Raw genomic sequence first — 22,632 nt, forward strand, 5'->3', positions numbered from 1 at the left:
GGGCTTGCAAGAAAGATGACCTCATTCCTCTTCTTCACCACTCGGTGTCAAGAGACCGAGTTCCTCGAGATCGAGTTGCGTGATCGGATCCTCGTCCTCGGTCAGTTCATCGGACATCGACGGAATTGGCACCTGGAAGTTGGGCGGTATACGTCCCGACAACAGTCCCGCCCCCTTCAGTTCATCGAGGCCGGGCAGGTCCCGCAGTTCCTCCAGCCCGAAATGGTCGAGAAAATCCGGCGTGGTGCCGAGCGTCACCGGCCGTCCGGGAGAGCGTCTGCGGCCCCGGAAGCGGATCCAGCCAGCCTCCATCAGCACATCGAGCGTTCCCCTCGATGTCTGGACGCCGCGGATTTCCTCGATCTCCGCCCGAGTCACCGGCTGGTGGTAGGCGATGATGGCCAGGACCTCAAGGGCAGCCCGCGACAGCTTGCGCACCTCGTTGTCGTCCTTGCGGATCACGAAGGAAAGATCAGGCGCTGTCCGGAACGCCCACCGATCACCGCTCCGCACAAGGTTCACGCCGCGCGCGACGTATCGCTCCGCCAGCCCCTGCATTACCGTCGCAACCGGCGCGCCCTGCGGCAGGCGCTCCGCGAGGAAGGCTTCCGATACCGGCTCGGCGGATGCAAAGACCAGCGCCTCCGCAATGCGTTCGGCCTCCAGGAGAGAAACGGCGTCCCCCTGCTGATCGGCAGACGGCCCCTCCATCTCCTGATCGGGGTGCTCAGAAGGCATCGACGACCACCTCCGGAGCGACCGCGGGGTTGCGTCCCTGCCGCAGGTAGATCGGCTGGAAGGCGCCGTCCTGGCGGATCTCCAGCTTGCCCTCGCGCACGAGTTCGAGGGAAGCGGCAAAGGCGCTTGCCGTCGCGGTCACGCGATCGTCGGCCGGGAGGTATTGGAGAAGATAGTGCTGCAGCACCGTCCACTCCGTGATCTCGCCCAGCATCCGGGTCAGCAGGTCCCGCGCATCCGAAAGCGACCAGACCTTGCGTTTCTCGATGGTCACCTGGGTGATTGCATGGCGCTGCCGGATGTTCGCGTAAGCCGAAAGGAGATCGAACAGGCTGGCGTCATAGGCAGACTGGACACGGTGCGGGATGTGTTCCGGAGCACCGCGTACATGAACATCGCGCCCCACGAGGTTGCGATTGATGAGGCGCGTCGCGGCCTCGCGCATCGCTTCGAGCCGCTTCAGCCGAAAGGCCAGCGTCGCCGCCATCTCCTCGCCGCTCGGCCCCTCGTCACCCTTCGCCTGCTGCGGGATCAGAAGCTTCGACTTCAGGTAGGCCAGCCAGGCGGCCATCACGAGATAGTCGGCAGCAAGCTCGATCCGCACGCGTCGGGCGCTCTCGATGAAGGCGAGATACTGCTCGGCAAGCGCGAGGACGGAGATGCGGGCCAGGTCCACCTTCTGGGAGCGCGCGAGGTGCAGCAGCAGGTCTAGCGGACCTTCGAAACCGCCCACGTCGATCACCAGCGCCGGCTCGTCCGCCGCCCGCTCGGGGGTGTCCTGCCAAAGCTGGTCCATCGGAATGGAACTCGGCGCGATGTTCATCCTCTTCCCCGACCAAGGTGCCGGTGTCAGGCGAGCGAGAGCAGGCTCCAGAACTCCTGACGCAGCGCGACTTCGTCCAAACCGCCGCCGGGACCGAAAGCGGCCTCAACGGCTCTGGCGCGCCGAAGGGCATCGCCACCGAGTGGCCTGGCTTCTTCAACGACAGCCTTCATTTCTTCCATCATCCCGTTGCAATGCAAGATGATATCGCAGCCACCCCCAGCTATTCGCCTGGCGCGCTCGCCGATCGTCCCCTTCAGCGCGTTCATCGACGTATCGTCCGACATCAAGAGACCATCGAAACCGATCCTGCCGCGGATGACCTCTTCGATGACCTTGGACGAGGTCGTCGCCGGCTGCTCCGGATCGATCGCGGTGAAGAGGATATGGGCACTCATTGCCATCAGTTCGTTCCTCAGCGCGCGGAAAGGTACGAAGTCATGCGCCTCCAGTTCTGCCAGGCTTGCATTCACCACGGGGAGTTCGTGATGCGAGTCGGCCATGCCGCGACCATGGCCGGGAATGTGCTTCATGACCGGCAGAACCCCGCCAGCCTTGAGACCATCCGCGGCAGCCTGGCCCATCTCCGACACCACGACCGGATCGAAACCGTAAGCCCGGTCGCCGATGACATTGCTGGCGCCCTGCACGGGTACGTCGAGGACCGGCAGGCAATCGACGTTGATGCCGAGCTTCAGGAGATCGCAGGCATGCAGGCGCGACATCAGCCATGCCGCTCTCAGCCCCTTTTCCCGGTCCTGCGCGTAAAGCGCCCCCAGCTCGGCGGCAGAAGGGTATTTCTCGGCTAAAGGTGCGCGAATGCGCTGGACGCGTCCGCCTTCCTGATCGATCAGCACGGGAGCAGCAGGGCGCCCTACCGCGTCCCGCATGGCGGCGACCAGGTCAGCCACCTGGGAGGCCTCACCGATGTTTCTCGCGAAGAGGATGAAACCCCATGGACGCTCGCTCCTGTATAGGGCGATTTCGTCGGCGGTCAGTACGGGGCCGCTGGCCCCCAGGATCATTGCTTTTGATTCGTTCATGCCCGGATCATAGACGCCCTGCGGGTAAAGGCGAATGCCATCCGCCTGAAACGCAGATCGGGGCCGCAAGGGCCCCGATCTTCAACGTCTATGCGACTTGCGTCACTTCGCGACAAGGCAGCTTCCGCCGGCAGCGCGATACTTCTCGCAGAGCGCCACGGCATCATTCTTGCTGCCCGCCGGGATGCGGACGCGGTAGAACGTCCCCTTGCCGGCGATCTCTGCCTTCTTGATGTCGACACCACGGCCGCCGATCACGGAACCGAACTTCGCCGACAGGTTCTGGTAGGACTTCTGCGCGTCGGCTTCACTGGGCAGGGAGGCAATCTGGATGACGTAGTCGCCCGGAGCAACCGCCGCCACCTGCTCGGCCGGCGCTGCCGCCGCCGGCTCCTGGGTCGGCTGGACATTTCCGCGATCGCTGACCGCCGCGACCACGTCGACTGGCTGTTGGGCTGGACGCATGGTCGGAACCGGCGCCGCCATGGCAGGTGCAGCCGGAGCATCAGCCGCCACATCAGTGATGGTCGACGTATCCGCGACCGGCGCCGATGCCGGGACGATGCCAGCCGCACCAACCGAATTCTCGGCCGGCGCAACGGCAACTGCCGTGTCGGGTACCGCTGCGACTTCAACCGTCTTCACGGAGGCGGCCGGAAGCTTGTTCGCATCCGGGGAAGCCATTGGCTCGGAAACCACGGCGGACTCGACCGGCTGTTCCTGCTCGACCAGCGTCCCGTCAGGACGAACGATCATCGTTTTCACCCGTCGAGGCATGACCGCAACTGCTTGCTGATCGGCAGCGGAGGGCTGCTGCGCAACCCCCTCCTCGCCCGGCAGAAGGCGGTCTTCGCGCATCAGGCCCGGTGCAAGGTCCTCGTCTGCAGCGGCAACCTCCTGCCCTTCCAGCGGCAGCGAGTCCGTCATCAGCGTCCTCTGGACGACATCGACCGGCTCCTCGCTGGTGGAGATCAGCGCCTCCTGCTTCGGCGCCTCGACGGCTGCGCCTGCGACGCGGTCGTAGACTGCCTTGTCCTGGTTCGGGACAGTCTTTCCTCCCGGGTTTTCCGGAAGCACCTTCACAGGATCGGTATCCGCTGCAATGACGATAGGCTCGCCGCTGCCCGCAACGGAGGAGCCGTCGCCTGAGAAGAACGCATAGCCGATCGATCCGCCGATGATGACCACTCCGGCGACCGCGAGCGGTACGGCCATGGAGGACAACCTCCTCCTGTCGCGCGCCGGCATGCGATCGTGAGCCGGCTCCTCGAAATCCGAGTAGGCTTCCTGAGGCGGCAGCGGCGCAGTGAGGCTGCGGCGGAAATCCTCTTCCAGTGCGCGTTCGAAATCGTCAAGGTCAGGATAGGCGGCAGCCGGAGCTGCCTGGTGAGCGGTGCCATCGGCAGCCGGACCGGGCTCTTCACTTGCAGGGTCCAGCGCAGGAGAGCCGCGCAAGAGGGACGCAAGTTCGCCGTCCAGATCAAAGTCATAGTCGTTGCGTTGCGGCGCTACAGGTTCTTCTTCCTCGATGTGGAGGTCAGGAACGTCCAGATGAACTACGGGCTCGGGATGCTCCTCCCCGTCCGTTATCATGGCGGGATCGAACGGAAGATCATCGACTTCCGTCATGTCCGCCGTGGCTGCTACAGCGGCAACAGGATCGGGAGCGCGTGCCACCGAGGGTTCCGGGGCAATCGGCTGGGGAGCGGCCCGTGCGATCGGAGACCAGCTTGCCGTGTGCTTGACCGGCGCAGGCGCAACAGCGGTCTGTGGAGCCAGGGTCGAGGCAACCGGAGCAGCCGGCTTTGGCTCCTCGAACATTGCGTGCTCGTCATCCAGCAGGATATCGGAGAGATCGAATTCCAGATCCTCGAGCGCGAGCTCGAAATCGTCATCGATCGAAAGTTCGTTTACGACTGCCGGTTCGGCCGACTGGGGTGAGGCTTCCGCGCCATCCAGGCTTCCGAACGATGATTCGAGAGCAACGGCCTCATCATGGCGCGTGGGCTCCGCCCGCCTTTCCTGCGCGTTCGCAGCCGGTGGCATTGGTGCGCTAAGCAGGCCTTCCGGCACCGGATAACGCGAAACATCGTCGATCAGTGCGTCGAGTGCGGACAGATCCTCGGAAACAGCCACCTCATCCGCAGCAACGGCCTGAGGGACCATTTCGGGTTCTGGTGCAACGAGGCGCGCTTCGCCTTCTGCGACAGGAACAGAAGGGTTAATGTCGAGCGGGGCCTGCGCGTCGAAGGACGCATCGGCAGGCAGGGTCGCGACGGCCTCCTGGCGAGCCTCATCCACTGCCGGTGCGGCGGCGGGCTCGGGAAGAACCTCAACACCTGTCGGCGCGACAGGCTGCACGTCACGGACGACGTTGAAATTGGCAAGAGGCATGCGGAAGCCGGGCGTATAACCTCGGGTCCGCGTCGGTTCTGGCTGCGCCACCTGGGGCGAAGCCTCGACGGCGCGGAACGGCGTCTCGCCAAGCGTCAGCTCGAGTTCATCCGCGAGATCGAAGTCCGTCGCCTCGTCGAGTTGCGAGAACTCCGGATGGGACCTAAGGACTTCACTGTCCACTTGCAGGTCGACATCGGCGGCCATTGCCTCTTCGGCAAACTGCTGCGGCTCTGCCGGGACCTGGTCGTTCGCAGCCAGCCATTCGGGCTCGGCCGTTTCAATAGGCTCCAGAGACGATGACAGAGCTGCTTCGTCCAGGACGGGGACCGGTTCGACTGGAGCGCCCGCGAGCGCCGGCGGCTCCAAACGGTTTGCAGCTTGATGAGCACGCGGCGAGTCGTAGCGCTCGAATTCGCGCAGCAACTCGTCTTCGAGATTGAAGGCGGGCTCGCGGCGCTCCGTCACCGGCGGCCGCGGCACAAGACGCTCGTCGTAACCGACAATGCGGGCGAGTTCCGCCAACGGATCATCGTCGGCAAAGAAATCCGGAACATCATCCCGGCTACGCGCAAGGTTATCGTCTGCCATTACCTCGTCCACCCACCTACACTTACTCGGGGCATTGCCAGTGCTTTGTGGGGAAATGGTGGCGACGCTAGCGCATTTCATCCGGAGCGGCAGTGCCAGTAATGGCCAGACCCGACTTCAAAACAGACGCGACAGCGTGCACCAGCCCAAGTCTGGCAATGCTCAATTCTCGGTTCTTATCGTTAACAAAACGTAAGTCAGGCTGATCCTTGCCCTTGTTCCAATGGGCATGGAAGAAACTTGCCAGATCATAAAGGTAAAATGCAAGTCGATGAGGCTCCTGCGACTGTGCCGTCGCCTCAATTAGCCGTGGATATTCGGCGATCTTCGCGATCAACTGCATTTCGTGGTCGTCCTGAATGCGGTCGACGGATGCAGCAAGATCCAGCGAATCAATGTCGACATCCGGAAATGCCTCGCGCGCCTGGCGGAAGACCGACATGCAGCGGGCATGGGCATACTGGACGTAGAAGACCGGATTGTCCTTCGATTGCTCCGTCACCTTGGCAAAGTCGAAGTCGAGCGGCTCCGAACTCTTGCGGTAGAGCATCATGAAGCGGACAGAATCCCGGCCGACCTCATCGACGACTTCGCGAAGGGTCACAAAATCGCCAGAGCGCTTCGACATCTTCACCGGCTCGCCGCCACGGTAGAGCTTGACCAACTGGCACAGGAGGACGGTGAGCTTCGAACTTCCGCCCGAGATTGCACGAGCAAGAGCCTCCAGCCGCTTGACGTAGCCACCGTGGTCTGCGCCGAGCACGTAGATCATCTCGTCGTAGCCGCGGTCGAACTTGTCCTTGAAGTAGGCGACGTCGGCCGCGAAATAGGTATAGCTGCCGTCCGACTTGATCAGCGGCCGATCGATGTCGTCACCGACCTCGGTCGAGCGGAAGAGCGTCTGCTCGCGATCCTCCCAGTCCTCCGGCAACTGCCCCTTCGGCGGCGGCAGCGTGCCGCGATAGACATGCCCCTTGAAGGTCAGATCATTGATTGCGGTGCGGATGCGCTGCGCGCCGTCCGCGTGGAGCGCACGTTCCGAGAAGAAGACGTCGTGATGAACGTTGAGCGCTGCAAGATCCTCCCGGATCATCGACATCATCGCGTCGATCGTGCGCTCCTTGACGAGCGGCATCCACTCGTCTTCCGTCATGTTGTGCAGGCGGATCCCGAATTCATCGGCAAGTGCCTTGCCGACCGGGACAAGATAGTCACCGGGATAAAGACCGGACGGGATCTCGCCAATCTCCTCCCCAAGCGCCTCCCGATAGCGGAGGAAGGCGGAGCGCGCCAGGACGTCGATCTGGCTGCCCGCATCGTTGATGTAGTATTCCTTCGTCACCTCGTAGCCGGCAAAGGCAAGAAGGTTTGCTAGGGCATCGCCAACCACGGCACCGCGGCAATGGCCGACATGCATCGGGCCCGTCGGGTTGGCGGAGACATATTCCACGTTCGTCTTGCGGCCAGCGCCAATGGTCGAGCGGCCGAAGTCGGTCCCTGCTCCGATCATGGCTGCCAACAGCCGCTGCCAGTAGGACTTGGTAAGCCTGAGGTTGATGAAGCCCGGACCGGCAACACTCACTTCGCTGACGTCGGCATCCTGCTTCAGCGCGGTGCAGACGAGATCCGCCAGTGCTCGTGGATTGGTCCCGAGCGGCTTTGCCAGAACCATTGCCGCGTTGGTCGCAACGTCGCCATGACTGGCGTCCCGAGGCGGCTCGACGGTGATACGGTCGAAATCGATCTCCGCGCGCTTCTCCCTGACCAGGTCGATGGTTTCGAGCGCGTTCTTGATGCGGGTCTCGAAGTCGGCGAAGAGATTCATGTCATGTTCTCCGCCGGGGCGGATCCTTAATGAGGCGTTGCTGCTGGCGCGCTGCCTAACGCAAATCGGGAGTCCGGTCAAACAGCTCGGCATGGGCCCTGACGGCGTAGGAGTCCGTCATTCCGGCGAGGTAATCGCCGACATGCCGTGCCCGCGCCGGCTGCGACAACCCCTCCATGTGCTGCACCCAGTAGTGGCTGCGCATCAGCGAGGGCTTGTTCATGTAGGCCTGGAAGAGATCGCCCACGATCTGCGCCGCTCCCGCACGGATACGCATGATCTCAGGGTGCCGGTAGATGTGGGCAAACAGCAGTTTCTTGATCAGCCTGTCCGTCTCGGCCATGGCCGGCGAGAAGGTCGCGATCACCCGCCCAGAGGCCCGCACGTCGGCACAAGACCGTGGCCTGATCTCGCTGAGGTTCTGCTGGGCGCATCCGATCACGTCCTCGACCATTCTCGTGATCTGCCGGCGCATCAGCTCGTGCGTGAACCGGCTGGGTTCAAGGTGGGGGTAGCGGTCGCGGACCTCCTTCATCAGCCCGGCGAGGAACGGCACTTCCTCCAGCATCGCGAAATCCAGGTACCCGGCGCGCAGGCCATCGTCGATGTCGTGTGTGTTATAGGCGATGTCATCGGCGATTGCCGCCACCTGCGCCTCGAGGCTCGCGAAGCTCGCCAGTTCCAGATCGTTGAGCTGGCAGTAGTCCCGTATCGGTTGCGGAACGGGACCCCGCGTCCCCTCGCCTTCCGGCGTCAGCAGCGGCCCGTTGTGCTTGACGAGGCCTTCCAGCGTTTCCCAAGTCAGATTGAGGCCATCAAAATCGGCGTAACGCCGTTCCAGCTTTGTGACGATCCGAAGCGACTGGGCGTTGTGATCGAAGCCACCGTAAGGCCTCAGAACCTCGTCCAAGGCATCCTCGCCCGTATGGCCGAACGGCGTGTGACCGAAGTCATGGACGAGCGCCACGCCTTCGGCGAGGTCCTCGTCAAGTTTCAACGCACGTGCGAGCGCACGGGCGATCTGTGCTACCTCGATCGTATGCGTGAGGCGCGTCCGGAAGTGATCGCCGTCCGGGCTGATGAACACCTGCGTCTTGTGCTTGAGACGTCTGAAGGCGGTTGCATGGACGATACGGTCCCGGTCCCGTTGGAACTCGGATCGCGTAAGGCTTCCTCCCTCGGGAAACAGACGACCGCGTGAAGCCCACGGATTGGCCGCATAGGGCGCCTTCTCGCTGCCGCCATAGCCAAGCGCCTCCTTGTCGATCGTCATCAGTCCTGTAACCTCTCGCCCGGTCTCGCGCCTTGCGGCCCATTGACGTGCCATTTAAGCGTTCATACCTATAGTGCAATGCGGCCACAGCCGAGACTATCAAGCTTTCCCGAGCCTTGACCTCGGGCAGGAGACGAGATGACCAACCTGAACGTCACGCTTTCAGATGCGGCAGCCAAGCGTATCCGCGAGATTCTCGCCGGCGAAGAAGGCAAGCAGGCTTTGCGCGTTTCGGTGGAGGGCGGCGGATGCTCCGGCTTTTCCTACAAGTTTGATCTCGCCGATGCACCTGGCGCCGACGACACGGTCATTGCCAATGGCGAGGCAAAGGTGCTCATCGACAGCCTCTCCCTCGTCTACATGGACGGCTCCCAGATCGACTTTGTCGACAACCTTCTCGGCCAGTCTTTCCAGATCCACAATCCGAATGCCGTCGCAAGCTGCGGCTGCGGCACCAGTTTCTCCGTCTAAGGCCGCTCCCGCCGCCACATCTTCAGATCGGGCTTTCAAACGGCGCCGCCTCCGTTAAAAGAGAGCGGGACAGAGGAGCGGCAAGCCGATGAAGATAGCCACCTGGAACATCAACGGAGTGAAGGCGCGGATCGACAACCTCCGTCAGTGGCTGACCGATTCCGCTCCGGACATCGTTTGTCTGCAGGAAATCAAGTCGGTCGACGAGAACTTTCCGCGATTCGAGATCGAGACACTTGGCTATCATGTCGAAACCCACGGCCAGAAAGGCTTCAACGGCGTGGCGTTGCTTTCGAAAATCCGCCCGGACGAAGTGATCCGCGATCTCCCCGAGGGTGATGGCGACGACCAGTCCCGCTACATCGAAGGCGTATTCTCCGTCCATGGCGGGGTGATCAGGGTCGCCTCGATCTATCTGCCGAACGGCAATCCTGCCGATGATCCGGTCAAGTATCCCTACAAGCTGCGCTGGCTGGACCGACTGGCCAGGCATGCCGAAAATTGCCTCGCGCTGGAGGAACCGCTCATTCTGGCTGGCGACTACAATGTGATACCGGAGCCGCACGACTGCTACGACCCGGCCGCCTGGGCGACGGATGCGCTTTTCCTGCCGGAGACCCGGGCTGCATTCCGACGACTTGAGGCTCTTGGCCTGACGGATGCCGTGCGCGCCACCAGCGACGTGCCAAAGCTCTACACGTTCTGGGACTATCAGGCAGGCGCGTGGCAGAAGAACAACGGCATCCGCATCGACCACCTTATGCTGTCGCCGGAGGCCGCTGATCGTTTGCGCTCGACCGCGATCGAGAAGCATGTGCGTGCGTGGGAGAAACCGTCGGACCATGTCCCGGTGACGGCAATCTTCGACTTCGAGCCCGCCTGATCCTTCCGACGCCGCCTACTGCACCCCGCGCGCCGCCAGTTCCTGTGACAGGGCCACCGCTACGCGTCGATCCTGCTCATTGGCAACCGAAAAGGCATGTTCCTGCAGTTGCTGCATCCAGCCGCAGTCCTTGGGATTGCAGTGATTAAGTGCTGCCGTCAGAAAGGCAAGCCCCCTGACGGTGTGCCCTTCCTGGAAAAGCAGGTCTCCGAAAACCGCCATGGCGCCGGGATGGCCGCTCTTGCGGGCCTGGTTGAGCCATTTCTTGGCCTGCTGGACGCTGGTGCCGCCACCCTCTCCGGCCAGCATCATCCGCGCCAGTTCGAACTGCGCGTCCGCAACGCCGAAGGCGGATGCCGCCTGGAAATAGAGCTGCCGCGCCTGCGACAAGTCACGGCGCACCGGCGTCCCCGGGATGCCGCTCCGGTAATAGCTGGCGAGCGACATGAGCGCGTTGATGAAGAAGCCGGTGTCCTCGGAGCCGGGCTCGACACCGGCGGCGGCGATCTCATTGTAGATCTTGAAGGCTTCGAAATCGTCCTTCGTCACGCCGTCGCCATCGGCATACATGTTCGCCAGAGCCCAGCGGGAGCCGGTGTGCCCTTTCTCGGCGGCATAACGGTAGGCTTCGACCGCGTCTTCCTTCTGGCCGTTCTTGTAGGCGTTGAAGCCGAACTTGAAGAGGTCAAACGGGCCCGACTCCTTCGTCACGCCTGACTTGATGTCAAACGCTGCCGATGATCCAGCCATGGCGGAGGCCAGGGAAAGGCCCAGAAGCAAAACTCGCACGGAGCCCATTTTCATCGACGGCATCGTTCAAACTCTTCCGGCGAGCGGGACGACGATGTCCGTCAGCCTTGTTGCAAATTCCACCTGGACACCGCCTCGCTGCGACGTTCCGACCGGCTTTGAGCCGTGGGGGGAATGGAGCTTGGAAGAGTAGCCCGCCTTTTCGGCAAGACTGGGACGCAGGTGTGACCGTAGTGAAGAACCTGCCTTCAGAATACCGAAGCGTAAGGACGTTCCCACATCGCTTCGCCGATACATCAACAACCCGCCCATGATACTCCAACTTTACGCGCCCCGCCCCCGCGGTCCGCCGCTTTCACGCTTATCGCTGCTCCCCGTTTGTGGCGGGAAGTGGACAAATTCGCCTCCCACACTCCGCTGGCTCACTCTCGCAAAGAGATGTTGCCAAATCGTCACAATGGCGTGAGGTGATCGCCAAATATCCGCTCACAAAAAAGCCCGGCACTGGCCGGGCTTTTCTGGATGCAATGAGTACCGATCAGAACCGGACCTTCACCGAGGTCGAGATGGCGGCGACGAGATCGTCATCGAACTCGTAATTTACCCGCTGTCCGTAGGTTTCGCCATCCAGGGTGACCGTACTGGAAGAACCACCGGTGAGAATACCGATGGCGCCGGCGAGCCGGACTTCGACATTCTGGTTCGGCGTGTAGGAAGCGCCTGCACCAAAGGTCCAGGTATCGGTCTGTGTGCCGAAGCCCTGCGAGGTGCCGCGGTCCCAGGTAACGCTGACCGCTCCGCTCCACTGCTCGTTGAACTTGTGGCCAACGCCGCCGCTGATCGTCCACCCGTCCCGGTAGCCGAGGTCGAGCGTGGTTACCCCTCCCGGCCGCAGACACGCAGCCGTGACGCTCGGGTCGTCACAATAGAATCTCACTTTCTGAAGTTGACTCCAGTCTGTCCACTTCACGGATCCGAATGCAAGCCAGCCCGGGGCAATACCTGACTGTACTTTCAGTTCAACGACATCCGGCATCTTCTGAGACCCGTACACGTCGGGACTGGTGCCGTTAACCTGAGACAGGTCTAGCGTGCCGGTGATGTCATTGAGATTCACTTCACTATTATAGACGAGGCTGGCACGGAAGGCATATTCGGGAATCTCATAGGCCACACCGGCGCGCCAGCCCCAACCATCCCCTTCGAGATCGAGGCGGCCCACGCCGTTGCCGAATGGAGTGGCAGCGTCGGGAACAACAAGTCGTTCCTTGAAGCCGTAAACCTCCTGGTAGAAGACACCGCCAATCAGGCGAAGCTGACCCGGGCCAGCGTCGAACCGATAGGAGCAGGTCGCAGCGTAGTTCTCAGACTCAACCTTGGTCTCGATGTTCTCGTTAGCACCCAGCCAATCTGCGCCGGGTTTGGTGTGGGCGCCCCACGGCTCCGAGTAGTCGAACATACAATCGACACTGTCACCAATCCCAGCCTTCACGCCGACCCGAGGGACCCAATAGCTCTCCGAGTCATCGGCAGAGTCATCACCACCACCGATCCCATTGGCTCCCAAACCGTCCGTGGCATCGACGTCCCGTACGTTTTTGACCTTACGCTGGGGGTTCACGTAGGTGACGGCCGATTCCGCCGCAAACCGACCCTGGTCGAACAGAAGGTCGATATTGTAGCCGCCACGCTCAAGTCCGCCTGCCATGGCCGGCGCATGAAATGCGCAACCCGCCGCGAGCACCATCAGACCCTTGGAAATCCGTTTTGTATTCATCTCTTCCCACCTCCCGGTATGCGATGGGTGGGACTGTAGATGGTTCAAGGTAAATGACAACTTTCCGTGACCGGGAGCAGACCCAGCAAAAGGCTCGCAAACTTACGTAAAGTAATTTGGAACCCGAGCAGTTCCGGCCTTCATTAGGACATTATGTTCAAAGAAGCGCCCGCCCATCCCGATCGCCGGAAGAATTTTCCACCCTCAAGGGTAATTGTGTCATTGTGGCAACATTGAGATGTCGGATTGACGTCCACGGAAGGTAATAGAGCACTCGCCTCGGCTCAGGCAAGAAGGGCCCCGCGGCGGGCTAGCCACGGGGCTTTTGGCTTACCAGGCGGTCAACCGGCCTCGGCGATTCTCTGTGCCGCGATCTTCAAGCTCGCCATCTGCACCTCGAGCTCCGCATAGCGCTCTCGCTCGGCTGCCACGACTTCCGGGTCGGCGTTTTGGACGAACTTCTCGTTGGCGAGCTTCTTGGCGACCCGGTTCATCTCGGCCTCGGTCTTGCCGATCGCCTTCTCGATCCGCGCCTTTTCCGCCGCGAGGTCGATGAGGCTTCCAAGCGGAAGACAGGCAATCGCTTCGCCCACCACGACCTGGGCCGCCCCCTTGGGAGCCGTCTGCGCCGTCTCGATGCTCTCGACCCGCGCGAGACGCCGGATCGCCGCGTCGTGCCGTTTCAGCCGGGTCTGCGTCTGCTCGCTGGCGCCCACAACGACGAGCGGCGCTACCGCGGCTGGCGGCACGTTCATCTCGGCGCGCGCCGAGCGAAGACCGGAAACGAGATCGATCAGCCAGTTGATCTCGGCCGCCGCCACCTCATCGGCGAACTCCGGCGCCGGCCAGTCGGCGTGGCAGAGCAGCGTGTCGCGGTTCGCCGTGTGCGCCCACAGCTCTTCCGTCATGAACGGCATGAACGGATGCAGTAGCTTGTAGGTCTCCTCGAGCACATAAGCCGCGCAGGCTTGCGCCTCCACCTTGGCCTTCTCGTCCGCGCCGGAGAAAACCGGCTTGAGAAGCTCCAGATACCAATCGCAGAACTGGTTCCAGACGAAGCGGTAGAGGGAGCCCCCCGCATCGTTGAAGCGCTGGGTCTCGATCGCATCCGTGACGTCGCGGATGGTGCTCGCGAGTTCGGTCAGGATCCAGCGGTTGATGGTAAGCGTCGAGGTTTCCGGGATGAAGTGCGGGTCGCGCTTGACGCCGTTCATCTCGGCAAACCGGGTGGCGTTCCAGAGCTTGGTGCCGAAGTTGCGATAGCCGGCAATGCGCGCGGGATCGAGCTTCACATCCCTACCCTGCGCTGCCATGATGGCGAGCGTGAAGCGCAGCGCATCCGCACCGTATTCGTCGATCAGTTCGAGCGGGTCGATGACGTTACCCTTGGACTTCGACATCTTCTGGCCGTTCTTGTCGCGAACCAGAGCGTGGACATAGACGGTGTGGAACGGCGCGACGGGATTGCCGTCTTCGTCCTGCATGAAATGCAGGCCCATCATCATCATGCGGGCGACCCAGAAGAAGATGATGTCGAATCCGGTCACCAGAACGCTGGTCGGATAGTACTTCTCCAGTTCCTTCGTCTGCTCCGGCCACCCCAGTGTCGAGAACGGCCAGAGCGCCGAGGAGAACCAGGTGTCGAGCACGTCTTCATCACGCGTCAGGATTTTCCCCGGCTTGAAGTTCTCCAGCAGGTCCTCGACGTAGGCCTTCATGGGGCCCTCGTGTGCGATGTAGTGCTGGATGGCGGCGTGCAGCGCCTCCTCCTCGGTCTTTTCCACGAAGACCTGACCGTCCGGTCCGTACCAGGCTGGGATCTGATGACCCCACCAGAGCTGGCGGGAGATGCACCAGGGCTGGATGTTCTCCATCCACTCGAAATAGGTTTTTTCCCAGTTCTTCGGCACGAACTTCGTGCGACCCTCGCGCACGGCAGCGATCGCCGGCTTTGCCAAGGTCTCGGCATCGACGAACCACTGGTCGGTCAGCATGGGTTCGATGACCACGTTGGAGCGGTCGCCAAACGGCTGCATGATCTTCTTGTTGTCGACGTAAGGAACGTCATTTCCCTCGGCGTCCTTGACCGTCACGGCTAGGCCTTCGGCATTGATCGCGTCGACAATGCGCTTGCGGGCCTCGTAGCGGTCAAGGCCGCGATATTCGTCGGGCACGAGGTTGATGTCGTCAACTTCGGATTCCGTCGGCAGTTCGCCGGACTTCGCAATCTCCAGCGCTCGGGCGGCATAGACCGCATAGGGCTCGCCATCTTCGCGCAGGCGCGCCTGCGTATCCATCAGGCGGTAAAGCGGGATGTTGTTGCGGCGGGCGACCTGGTAATCGTTGAAGTCGTGCGCACCGGTGATCTTCACGGCGCCGGAACCGAAGGTCGGATCCGGATATTCATCGGTGATGATCGGGATCAGGCGACGATGCTCCTTCGGCCCAACGGGGATCTCGCAAAGCTTGCCGACGATTGCAGCATAGCGTTCATCCGAGGGATGCACGGCAACCGCACCGTCACCCAGCATTGTCTCCGGGCGGGTCGTGGCGATGGAGATGTAGTCTCGCTCTTCCTGGAGAATGACGTTGCCGTCGGCATCCTTCTCGACATAGGTGTAGGTCTCGCCGCCCGCCAGCGGATACTTGAAGTGCCACATGTGGCCGTCGACTTCGCGATTTTCGACCTCGATATCGGAAATCGCGGTCTCGAACTTGGGGTCCCAGTTGACGAGGCGCTTGCCGCGATAGATGAGCCCTTCCTTATAAAGCGTTACGAAAACTTCAAGAACCGCCTGCGACAGGCCCTCGTCCATGGTGAAGCGCTCGCGCGACCAGTCGCAGGAAGCGCCGAGGCGCTTCAGCTGGTTGAAGATCAGCCCGCCCGACTCGGCCTTCCACTCCCAGACCTTGTCGATGAAGGCCTCGCGGCCCATCTCCCGTCGACCAGGCAGCTGGCGTTCGGCCAGCTGGCGCTCGACCACCATCTGCGTCGCAATGCCGGCATGATCCATGCCCGGCTGCCACAGCACGTCCTTGCCGCGCATCCGCTCGAAACGCACCATGATGTCCTGCAGCGTGTTGTTGAGCGCGTGGCCCATGTGCAGCGATCCGGTGACATTCGGCGGCGGAATGACAATGGTGAAGGTCTCGGCACCGCGTGCGGCATTGGCGCCTGCGCGGAAGGCGTCGGCCTCCTCCCAGGCGGCTGCGATCTTCGGTTCGACGGTGGCGGAATCATAGGTTTTGTCGAGCATTTTCCGACCAGAATTCGAGTTCTAACAGGCTTGGGTGTAAATAGGACCGGCAGAAGCGAGTCAATAAAAAAGCCGCCCCGTCGCCGGAGCGGCCCTTTCTCGGCAAATGCAGGGTTCAGCGGCGCGGGCCGCGTGCCACGCGCTCGATCTCCTCGCGTACCAGGCGCTCGACCAGCGTCGGTAGGTTGTCGTCCAGCCATTCCTGCAGCATGGGGCGCAGCATTTCCTGCGCCATGTCCTCTATCGACCGGTTGCGGATGCCGTCGAACACGGCGGCAAGATCGTTGAAGGAGCGGGCGACCTGCGCACCGGCTTCCTCGGAAATCAATGCCTCCACACGCGCCGGCAGGGAGGCGGGCGCATCGGGTGCGGCATCGACGTTTTTCTGTTGCACCGGTTCATGGACCGGCACTGGATCATGCGCTGCCTCCATGGCCGGCGGCGCCGATGGCGCCGGTTTGGCAGCGGGAAGATCGTTTGGGGAGCGGTCCGAGGACTGCGACGAGAATTCCGGAAGCGGCGCCGGCTGCGGGCGGACGGTGCTTTCCACCGCGCTTTCGCGGCTGATCTGGGGCGCCGGGGCTGCGGGCCTCACGTGGCGCACGTCGCTGTCGCCCTGGCGGGCGGAGGCAGCCCTCACCCGTGCTGCGACGTCGGCCAGAGACAGCGAACTCTCCTGGGCGCGCTCCGTCTCCACAGCGAATTCCGGCTCTATCCGCTGCGGCCTGCCCCGGTCATTGGCGGCCATTTCCGTCACGATATCAATGTCCCCGTCGTCGATCTCGTCTTCGGCATAAACGGGGGGCATGCTATTCGGCAGCGCCGATTCCGCCTGGGGCTCATTGCTCTCGATGATCCGGCGGATCGAGGCCAGGATTTCTTCCATCGAGGGTTCACGCGCTACACTTGGCTGAGCCATTATTCATCCCCGCAACTGCCAATGCAGGTCCTTTTCGAACCTGATTCGATCCGTAGTGTACGGAAGGAGCGGCGTGAAACAATCACAGCAGGCAATGGGATCAGCGGGATACACAGAATTGTTTTTGTTGTGAGTCCCGCCTGCCACAGTTCAGAAGAACTGACCGCCGGCGTCAGAATACGAAGGACGGTTCCTTCTGGAAGCCGGGGAGCTGCTTGACCGAGGTGTTGAAGTGCGCGGTCTCGGAGATCGCGCCGTGCTCCTTGGTGAGGAGCCTTGCCTGGGCAGCATTTCCATGGCCGACCACAGCGACCAGACGACCGCCGTCACGCAGCTGCTCGATCAGCGCGGCCGGGACTTCCTCCACGGCACCGTTCACGAAGATGATATCGTAAGGGGCCTCGTTGGGATAACCCTTCTCCATCTCGCCATGAACGACCGCCACGTTGTCATAGCCCAGTCGCGAGAGGATCTCGACCGCCTGCGAGCACAGCTGCTCGTCGGCCTCGACCGAAACGACGGAGCCGGCGAGTTGCGAAAGCAGGGCTGCGGCGTAGCCTGTCCCGCACCCGACCTCCAGGACAAGGTCAGCCTTGCCGATGCGAGCGAGTTGCAGAAGCTTGGCGAGTGGCGATGCTTCCATCAGATAACGGCCAGGAGCAATTTCCAGGTCTTCATCGATGTAGGCGATCGGCTTCAGCTTCGCCGGCACGAACTCCTCGCGCGGAACAGACAGGAAGGCCTGCAATACCGAATGAGACGTCACATCCGTGGTGCGGATCTGGTTGTCCACCATCTTTGTCCGTGCGGCTTCGAAGTCCATCATCTCGGCTGTCCTGAATATACCTGATTGCGCCGTCTTTACTGGGCGGCGGCGCCTCTTTCAAGACGCAGCCCCGGTCGCTGGAGAAAAACCTTCCGGCTTTCCAGGAAGGACCGGAGCCGCTTCCGTTCAAAAGCTCTCGCGGCCCGCCTTTCCTCTTGCACAGCATTTCGATTCGTTCTAAACGCCCGTCACCACTCGCTCAATCAGCGTTCGGATGGCCTCGTGGCGGAGTGGTGACGCAGAGGACTGCAAATCCTTGTACCCCGGTTCAATTCCGGGCGAGGCCTCCACTCTCTTGATACGCTGCCAGTAAACAGCTCACGGAGCTGCAACTTTCCACGACGTGACATAGGGCGTCCGACACATATTAGAGCCGCGGGGAAGGAAGGCATTGAGGCATGGTTCCGTCGTGACGGCGGAGAATGCTGACCAGCCACCCGAAGAGCGCTAAGTTCATCCTATGGTATTGAAACCGCCGCACCATCGCCTGCAAACGGTCATCCTTGCTGTCGCAGTGCTGGCCGCCGCGCCTGCTGAAGCTGTCGTGGCGCCCACGGAGAACACCCCTTCGGTGGTGCTCGCCGAGGAGCCCTGTGGCCCCGGATGGTACAGGACGTCCAAGGGCACCTGCCGTCGGATCATGCGACAGCCCGTCGTTCCGCAACGCTGGAAGGATCCGCTTGGCGATGATGGTCTGCCTGCTCGACCGGTTCGACCTCGTCCACCTTACCAACGAAGCGTTCCGGACGAACTACCGGGTGCTCCCCCGCCCCACCTGCGGTGGTCACCTCCGCCTCCCCCGCCGCGCTGGCAAGACATGAGACGACCGGTGCCAAGGGTTCAACCGGAGTGATATGCGGTCGAGGGACCAACGAAGCACGCTGCCGGCACCGGAGGAGGCCGGGGAGCGAATTACGGTCGCTGAAGCGGCGTCCTCGCGGCTGCCCGATGTTCAGGCTGGCCAGTAGCGGTCGGAGCGGAAGTCTTCCGGAATGTCGGCCAGTGAAGAAAGTGTGCGCGCGACGAAATCGATCTGCATCGCCAGGTAGCGGATTTCCCGCGGCACAGCGATCCCGACCGCCCTCTCCCGCGTCAGGTAGCGGTCATAGTCCAGCGCATGCAGCCTTCGATCAGCCTCTCTGCGCACATCGAATGGCGACGTCCGCAATGGCGTGGCTACGTCCAGCAACTGCTGGTCCAGCAACCCGCCCTGGATAACCCTCAAATTCATCGCCGTCCCTCATCAGTCCCAGGGTCAGCCTCCGCGATTCGGGGGCAGCGGGACAATGGCGAGATTTCATTCCCGCAATCTTGGAGTCGGGAGCGCCTAGATCTCCGTCAGCCTCCGACCTTGCGCGGGACGAGAATGGTGATATCCATCTGCCGCCAGCCATCGGGAGCCAGCCCTTGCAGGAACATCTAGAATTTGCCGACAGCAAAGCCTCACTCAGCGAAACCTTGAAGGAGGTCATCGCAGGCATAGAAGGATCGTCAGTGACCCTGCGGGAACTGATGAACGCAGTCGGAGAGCAGGGACTGCTCGTGCTGTGCGCGGTAGCATCGCTTCCCTTTCTCATTCCGGTCTCCATCCCCGGCGTCAGCACGGTCTTCGGGTTCGCCATCATCCTGATCAGCCTGGCGATCACGTTCAACAGGCTGCCTTGGCTGCCCAGAAAAATCCTCGACCGGCGCCTCGACACGCAGAAGCTGGTACCGGCGCTGGAAAAGGGCGTGTCGATCGTCTCCCGCTTGGACGCCTACCTGAAACCACGCCTGAGCTCGCTTGTGGAGGGCGCCGCCGCGAACCGCATGAACGGGCTGGCGATCGCGCTTGCCGGCGTGCTTTTGATGTTTCCGCTCGGGCTGATCCCCTTTTCCAATACCCTGCCTGGGATCGCGGTCCTGCTTCTCGCCACGGGAATGATCCAGCGCGACGGACTGGTCGTGCTGGCAGGCTATGCGTTCAACGTCATAACGCTGGTCTACTTCGGAGTCCTTGGCTTCATGGCATTCAGCGCCGGCCAGGGTCTTGCGGCATTTTTCAGCTAGTCCCGTTGCCGCATGCGGCGGCGCTCCCACCACACTGAAAAACGGCGGCGCTTGCGTCGCACATAGGGAAGGTCGTGCGACAGGACGAGCAGGCCGACCGGAACCATCCAGAAGCCGAGGATGGGCAGGAAGCCGAGCGTGCCGCCGGCGAGAAGCACGCTGCCCACCGTCACGCGCCCTGCCCTCGACCGGGGCAGAGGCAGGTGCCAATTGCCGAGCGCGAGCCGGCCGGTCGCAGGATCTACTCCGAAACGCCTCTCATTGCGCCTGTTCTGCAAAATTTCCACCATTAAACCGGACGATTCAGGCGCTGAAATGGTGCGGGATCAGCCGACAAACAAGCGGCGCGCATTTTTTTCCAAAAACCGCTTGGCAAACGGGCAAAGCATTTGTATTACCCCGCTCGACGCCGCGCCGAAGCGCGTGTTCCCTGGTAGCTCAGCGGTAGAGCATTCGACTGTTAATCGACAGGTCGCCGGTTCGAATCCGGCCCGGGGAGCCATCTCTTTTCCTTATTCAAAGAACAACGCCAATGCGGGCATATCACCGCTGGCTGCTGTTTTTTCTGCCGGGCGCCCTATCGTTCTCGTCGCGGAACGAAATCCAAACATCCACGTTCATCGCCCCATGGCTCTACAGGAAAAGGAGATCGCCATGAGGAAGTTCGTTCTTATTGCCGCCGCTGCAGGCCTTGCCGCAACCGGCGCCATTGCTCAGGAAAGCACGGTTAGCGGCGCCGCGGGCGGAGCCGTGACTGGCGCGATCGTCGGCGGTCCGATCGGTGCGGCGGTCGGCGGCATTGTCGGCGCTGCCGCGGGTACTGCGATCGATCCGCCGCCGGAGCGCGTCATCACCTATGTCCGCGAACAGCCCGTCCCCGCTCAGCCGGTCGTGGTGGAGCGTGAAGTCGTCGTTGGCCAGCCCCTGCCCCAGACGGTCGTGCTGACCCCGGTTCCGGAAGCTCCGGAATATGCCTACACCTATGTCAACGAACGCCGCGTGATCGTCGATCCGAACACCTACACGGTCGTTCAGGTCATCGACTGATCCGAACAGGCTCAGTCACGAGAGGCCCCGCGGCATCCTGCCCGGGGCTTTTTCCGTTCATGGTGGCGGCCACCGCCCCCTTCCCTGATTCTTGCTTCGAATGCTGGAGGAAATCATGTCGATCTACTACCGCTACAGCGATGACGCCGCGCCCGGAGCGCTGGTAGTGCGCCTTTACCGCTCGGCCGACGAGGTTCGCGCCTTCATAAGGGAGAAGGCCAGCGATGGAGCAGGCGATTCCATCTTTCCTGGCGAAGAAATGGAGCCAGAGGCTGCCTTCCGTATGGCCGAGAACAAGAACCGTGACAACGACCACCCGATATACGTCGAGTTGATGGAGGGGATTAACTGGAACCCTTCATGGGGAGAGCTGCAGTGACAACTATTTCTATCGCCCGGGAACAGGTCGGCAGCTCGGTGGTTTGATCACCGTACGAAGAAACACCCCCGGGAAACCGGCCAAGGAGGAATAAGAATGCTTACGAAACTGCTTACGGTATCGGCCTTCACCCTCGCCCTCACCACGGGTGCTATGGCACAGACCAGCGACTCCGGCGCGTCTTCAGACTCGTCGGGCAATGGCACGACACAGACCGATGCGGCGACCACTGGCTCGACAAACACGGGCGCAGCTGGCACCCAGGACGATGATCGTTGCAGCGAAACCAGCGCGGAAAAGACGACCTCGGTGCCGTCCGGCACGGTTCCGGAAGCTGCCTGCGAAGACTGATACGCAGCGGTTATTCCTTGAAAGGCTGGCGCCGAGGCGCCAGCCTTTTTTCGTGGTGCGCTGCTTTCGACGGAGGCCGCAAGATTTTATTCCGACCGTGTTTGACATCGCGCAAACCCATTTCTTGTTTCGGCTTCCTTGTCCGCCCACAAGAAGGCTCATAAACTGAACCTCCCACAAGGCTTTCCACATGTCTGTCAATTCATCCGTTCTCGACGTCATCGGCAATACGCCTCTCATCCGTCTCAAGGGCGCTTCGGAGGCGACCGGCTGCGACATCCTGGGCAAGGCCGAGTTTCTCAACCCCGGCCAGTCGGTCAAGGATCGCGCGGCCCTCTACATCATCCGTGATGCGGAGCGGAAAGGCCTGCTGCGGCCAGGCGGCGTGATCGTCGAAGGAACGGCCGGCAATACGGGCATCGGGCTGACCCTCGTCGCCAAGGCGCTCGGCTATCGTACCGTGATTGTCATTCCGGAAACGCAAAGCCAGGAGAAGAAGGACGCATTGCGCCTGCTCGGAGCGGAACTGGTAGAGGTCCCGGCCGTACCCTACCGAAACCCCAACAACTACGTGAAGGTATCCGGCCGGCTGGCCGCGCAACTGGCGAAAAGCGACCCCGCGGGAGCCATCTGGGCGAACCAGTTCGACAATGTGGCGAACCGCCAGGCACATGTGGAGACGACGGCGGCCGAGATCTGGGAGCAGACCGAGGGCAGCGTCGACGGCTTCATCTGTGCCGTGGGGTCAGGCGGCACCCTTGCAGGCGTGGCAGAAGGACTGAGAGACAGGAAGCCGGGGATCAAGATCGGCCTTGCGGACCCGGAAGGCGCCGCGCTCTATGAGTTCTATACCCATGGGGAACTGAAGGCGGAGGGTTCGTCGATCACGGAAGGGATCGGCCAGGGCCGGATCACCGCCAACCTGGAAGGCTTCGCGCCCGACTATGCCTATCAGATCCCGGATGCGGAATCCTTGCCGGTGATCTTCGACCTGGTCGAAAAGGAAGGCCTGTGCCTGGGTGGTTCGACCGGCATCAATGTTGCCGGCGCCATTCGACTCGCGCGCGATCTCGGACCCGGGCATACCATCGTGACCATCCTCTGCGACTATGGGAACCGCTACCAGTCGAAGCTCTTCAACCCGGATTTCCTTCGTTCAAAGGGGCTGCCCGTACCGCAGTGGCTGACCCGCCGGCACGGGATCACCGCACCTTTCGAAGCCGTCTGAGCCCGCCA

The 22,632-nt window shown here is 62.1% G+C and carries 21 protein-coding genes and 2 tRNA genes; 9 read left to right on the plus strand and 14 right to left on the minus strand.

Annotation, left to right across the window (positions count from 1 at the left end; translation table 11 throughout):
• Positions 1 to 21: 21 nt before the first annotated feature.
• The 6 genes from scpB to ACEPP2_RS16105 form a co-directional block, all read right to left on the minus strand.
• Positions 22 to 711, minus strand: a complete 690-nt coding sequence (gene scpB / locus ACEPP2_RS16080) for an SMC-Scp complex subunit ScpB (protein WP_244665773.1) — start codon at positions 709 to 711, stop codon at positions 22 to 24.
• A 16-nt stretch (positions 712 to 727) separates the two neighbouring features.
• Positions 728 to 1,534: a segregation and condensation protein A gene (locus ACEPP2_RS16085; protein WP_142588389.1), complete on the minus strand. Its 807-nt coding sequence runs from the start codon at positions 1,532 to 1,534 to the stop codon at positions 728 to 730.
• A gap of 53 nt (positions 1,535 to 1,587) precedes the next feature.
• The gene (gene nagZ / locus ACEPP2_RS16090) at positions 1,588 to 2,604 is read right to left on the minus strand and encodes a beta-N-acetylhexosaminidase (protein WP_395517163.1); all 1,017 of its coding nucleotides are present in this window, start codon (positions 2,602 to 2,604) and stop codon (positions 1,588 to 1,590) included.
• Positions 2,605 to 2,706: 102 nt separating this feature from the next.
• On the minus strand, positions 2,707 to 5,589 hold the full coding sequence (locus ACEPP2_RS16095) for an SPOR domain-containing protein (RefSeq protein WP_395517164.1): 2,883 nt from the start codon (positions 5,587 to 5,589) through the stop codon (positions 2,707 to 2,709).
• A 67-nt stretch (positions 5,590 to 5,656) separates the two neighbouring features.
• Complete coding sequence (gene argS, locus ACEPP2_RS16100) at positions 5,657 to 7,414, minus strand: arginine--tRNA ligase (protein ID WP_395517165.1); 1,758 nt, start codon at positions 7,412 to 7,414, stop codon at positions 5,657 to 5,659.
• Positions 7,415 to 7,469: 55 nt separating this feature from the next.
• On the minus strand, positions 7,470 to 8,687 hold the full coding sequence (locus ACEPP2_RS16105) for a deoxyguanosinetriphosphate triphosphohydrolase (protein ID WP_395517166.1): 1,218 nt from the start codon (positions 8,685 to 8,687) through the stop codon (positions 7,470 to 7,472).
• A gap of 138 nt (positions 8,688 to 8,825) precedes the next feature.
• Here ACEPP2_RS16105 and erpA point away from each other — a divergent pair, with 138 nt between their 5' ends.
• Together erpA and xth are read left to right on the plus strand one after the other, a co-directional pair.
• Positions 8,826 to 9,158 (plus strand): iron-sulfur cluster insertion protein ErpA, encoded by a 333-nt coding sequence (erpA, locus tag ACEPP2_RS16110; RefSeq protein WP_395517167.1) that lies wholly within the window; start codon positions 8,826 to 8,828, stop codon positions 9,156 to 9,158.
• 88 nt (positions 9,159 to 9,246) lie between these two features.
• Positions 9,247 to 10,041 carry an exodeoxyribonuclease III gene (gene xth / locus ACEPP2_RS16115; RefSeq protein ID WP_395517168.1) on the plus strand — a complete coding sequence of 265 codons (795 nt, stop codon included), beginning with the start codon at positions 9,247 to 9,249 and terminating at the stop codon, positions 10,039 to 10,041.
• Between the two features lie 15 nt (positions 10,042 to 10,056).
• On the opposite strand, the gene exoR is transcribed toward xth, so the two are convergent.
• The 5 genes from exoR to ACEPP2_RS16140 form a co-directional block, all read right to left on the minus strand.
• Complete coding sequence (exoR, locus tag ACEPP2_RS16120) at positions 10,057 to 10,845, minus strand: exopolysaccharide production regulator ExoR (protein WP_395517169.1); 789 nt, start codon at positions 10,843 to 10,845, stop codon at positions 10,057 to 10,059.
• Between the two features lie 484 nt (positions 10,846 to 11,329).
• Positions 11,330 to 12,568 (minus strand): OmpP1/FadL family transporter, encoded by a 1,239-nt coding sequence (locus ACEPP2_RS16125; protein ID WP_395517170.1) that lies wholly within the window; start codon positions 12,566 to 12,568, stop codon positions 11,330 to 11,332.
• Between the two features lie 341 nt (positions 12,569 to 12,909).
• Positions 12,910 to 15,825, minus strand: coding sequence for a valine--tRNA ligase (locus tag ACEPP2_RS16130; RefSeq protein ID WP_395517171.1), 2,916 nt, complete (start codon positions 15,823 to 15,825; stop codon positions 12,910 to 12,912).
• A 115-nt stretch (positions 15,826 to 15,940) separates the two neighbouring features.
• Entirely contained in the window at positions 15,941 to 16,744 is an 804-nt protein-coding gene (locus ACEPP2_RS16135; protein WP_395517172.1) for a PopZ family protein, read from the minus strand.
• 172 nt (positions 16,745 to 16,916) lie between these two features.
• Positions 16,917 to 17,567, minus strand: a complete 651-nt coding sequence (locus ACEPP2_RS16140; RefSeq protein WP_395517203.1) for a protein-L-isoaspartate O-methyltransferase family protein — start codon at positions 17,565 to 17,567, stop codon at positions 16,917 to 16,919.
• A gap of 219 nt (positions 17,568 to 17,786) precedes the next feature.
• Between ACEPP2_RS16140 and ACEPP2_RS16145 the strand changes: the two genes are divergently transcribed.
• Positions 17,787 to 17,860, plus strand: a tRNA-Cys gene (locus ACEPP2_RS16145).
• A 348-nt stretch (positions 17,861 to 18,208) separates the two neighbouring features.
• On the opposite strand, the gene ACEPP2_RS16150 is transcribed toward ACEPP2_RS16145, so the two are convergent.
• Positions 18,209 to 18,358 (minus strand): hypothetical protein, encoded by a 150-nt coding sequence (locus tag ACEPP2_RS16150; RefSeq protein WP_395517173.1) that lies wholly within the window; start codon positions 18,356 to 18,358, stop codon positions 18,209 to 18,211.
• Between the two features lie 164 nt (positions 18,359 to 18,522).
• Complete coding sequence (locus ACEPP2_RS16155) at positions 18,523 to 18,801, minus strand: hypothetical protein (RefSeq protein ID WP_395517174.1); 279 nt, start codon at positions 18,799 to 18,801, stop codon at positions 18,523 to 18,525.
• Positions 18,802 to 18,977: 176 nt separating this feature from the next.
• Here ACEPP2_RS16155 and ACEPP2_RS16160 point away from each other — a divergent pair, with 176 nt between their 5' ends.
• The gene (locus tag ACEPP2_RS16160; RefSeq protein WP_395517175.1) at positions 18,978 to 19,619 is read left to right on the plus strand and encodes an exopolysaccharide biosynthesis protein; all 642 of its coding nucleotides are present in this window, start codon (positions 18,978 to 18,980) and stop codon (positions 19,617 to 19,619) included.
• Here the strand turns inward: ACEPP2_RS16160 and ACEPP2_RS16165 are convergent.
• Positions 19,616 to 19,909, minus strand: coding sequence for a hypothetical protein (locus ACEPP2_RS16165; RefSeq protein WP_077547289.1), 294 nt, complete (start codon positions 19,907 to 19,909; stop codon positions 19,616 to 19,618). The two genes, ACEPP2_RS16160 and ACEPP2_RS16165, sit on opposite strands and share 4 nt — an antisense overlap.
• Positions 19,910 to 20,046: 137 nt before the next feature.
• Here ACEPP2_RS16165 and ACEPP2_RS16170 point away from each other — a divergent pair.
• From ACEPP2_RS16170 to ACEPP2_RS16190, 5 genes are all read left to right on the plus strand, one after another.
• A tRNA-Asn gene (locus tag ACEPP2_RS16170) sits at positions 20,047 to 20,121 on the plus strand.
• Between the two features lie 152 nt (positions 20,122 to 20,273).
• A complete protein-coding gene (locus ACEPP2_RS16175; RefSeq protein WP_395517176.1) occupies positions 20,274 to 20,666 on the plus strand; it encodes a DUF1236 domain-containing protein in 393 nt (130 codons plus the stop codon).
• A gap of 115 nt (positions 20,667 to 20,781) precedes the next feature.
• On the plus strand, positions 20,782 to 21,045 hold the full coding sequence (locus tag ACEPP2_RS16180) for a hypothetical protein (protein ID WP_281977285.1): 264 nt from the start codon (positions 20,782 to 20,784) through the stop codon (positions 21,043 to 21,045).
• Between the two features lie 96 nt (positions 21,046 to 21,141).
• Positions 21,142 to 21,396, plus strand: a complete 255-nt coding sequence (locus tag ACEPP2_RS16185) for a hypothetical protein (RefSeq protein WP_077547283.1) — start codon at positions 21,142 to 21,144, stop codon at positions 21,394 to 21,396.
• A 190-nt stretch (positions 21,397 to 21,586) separates the two neighbouring features.
• Positions 21,587 to 22,624: a cysteine synthase A gene (locus ACEPP2_RS16190; protein ID WP_395517177.1), complete on the plus strand. Its 1,038-nt coding sequence runs from the start codon at positions 21,587 to 21,589 to the stop codon at positions 22,622 to 22,624.
• Positions 22,625 to 22,632: the final 8 nt, after the last annotated feature.

This window comes from Pseudorhizobium flavum, assembly GCF_044142885.1.
Classification (GTDB): domain Bacteria; phylum Pseudomonadota; class Alphaproteobacteria; order Rhizobiales; family Rhizobiaceae; genus Neorhizobium; species Neorhizobium flavum.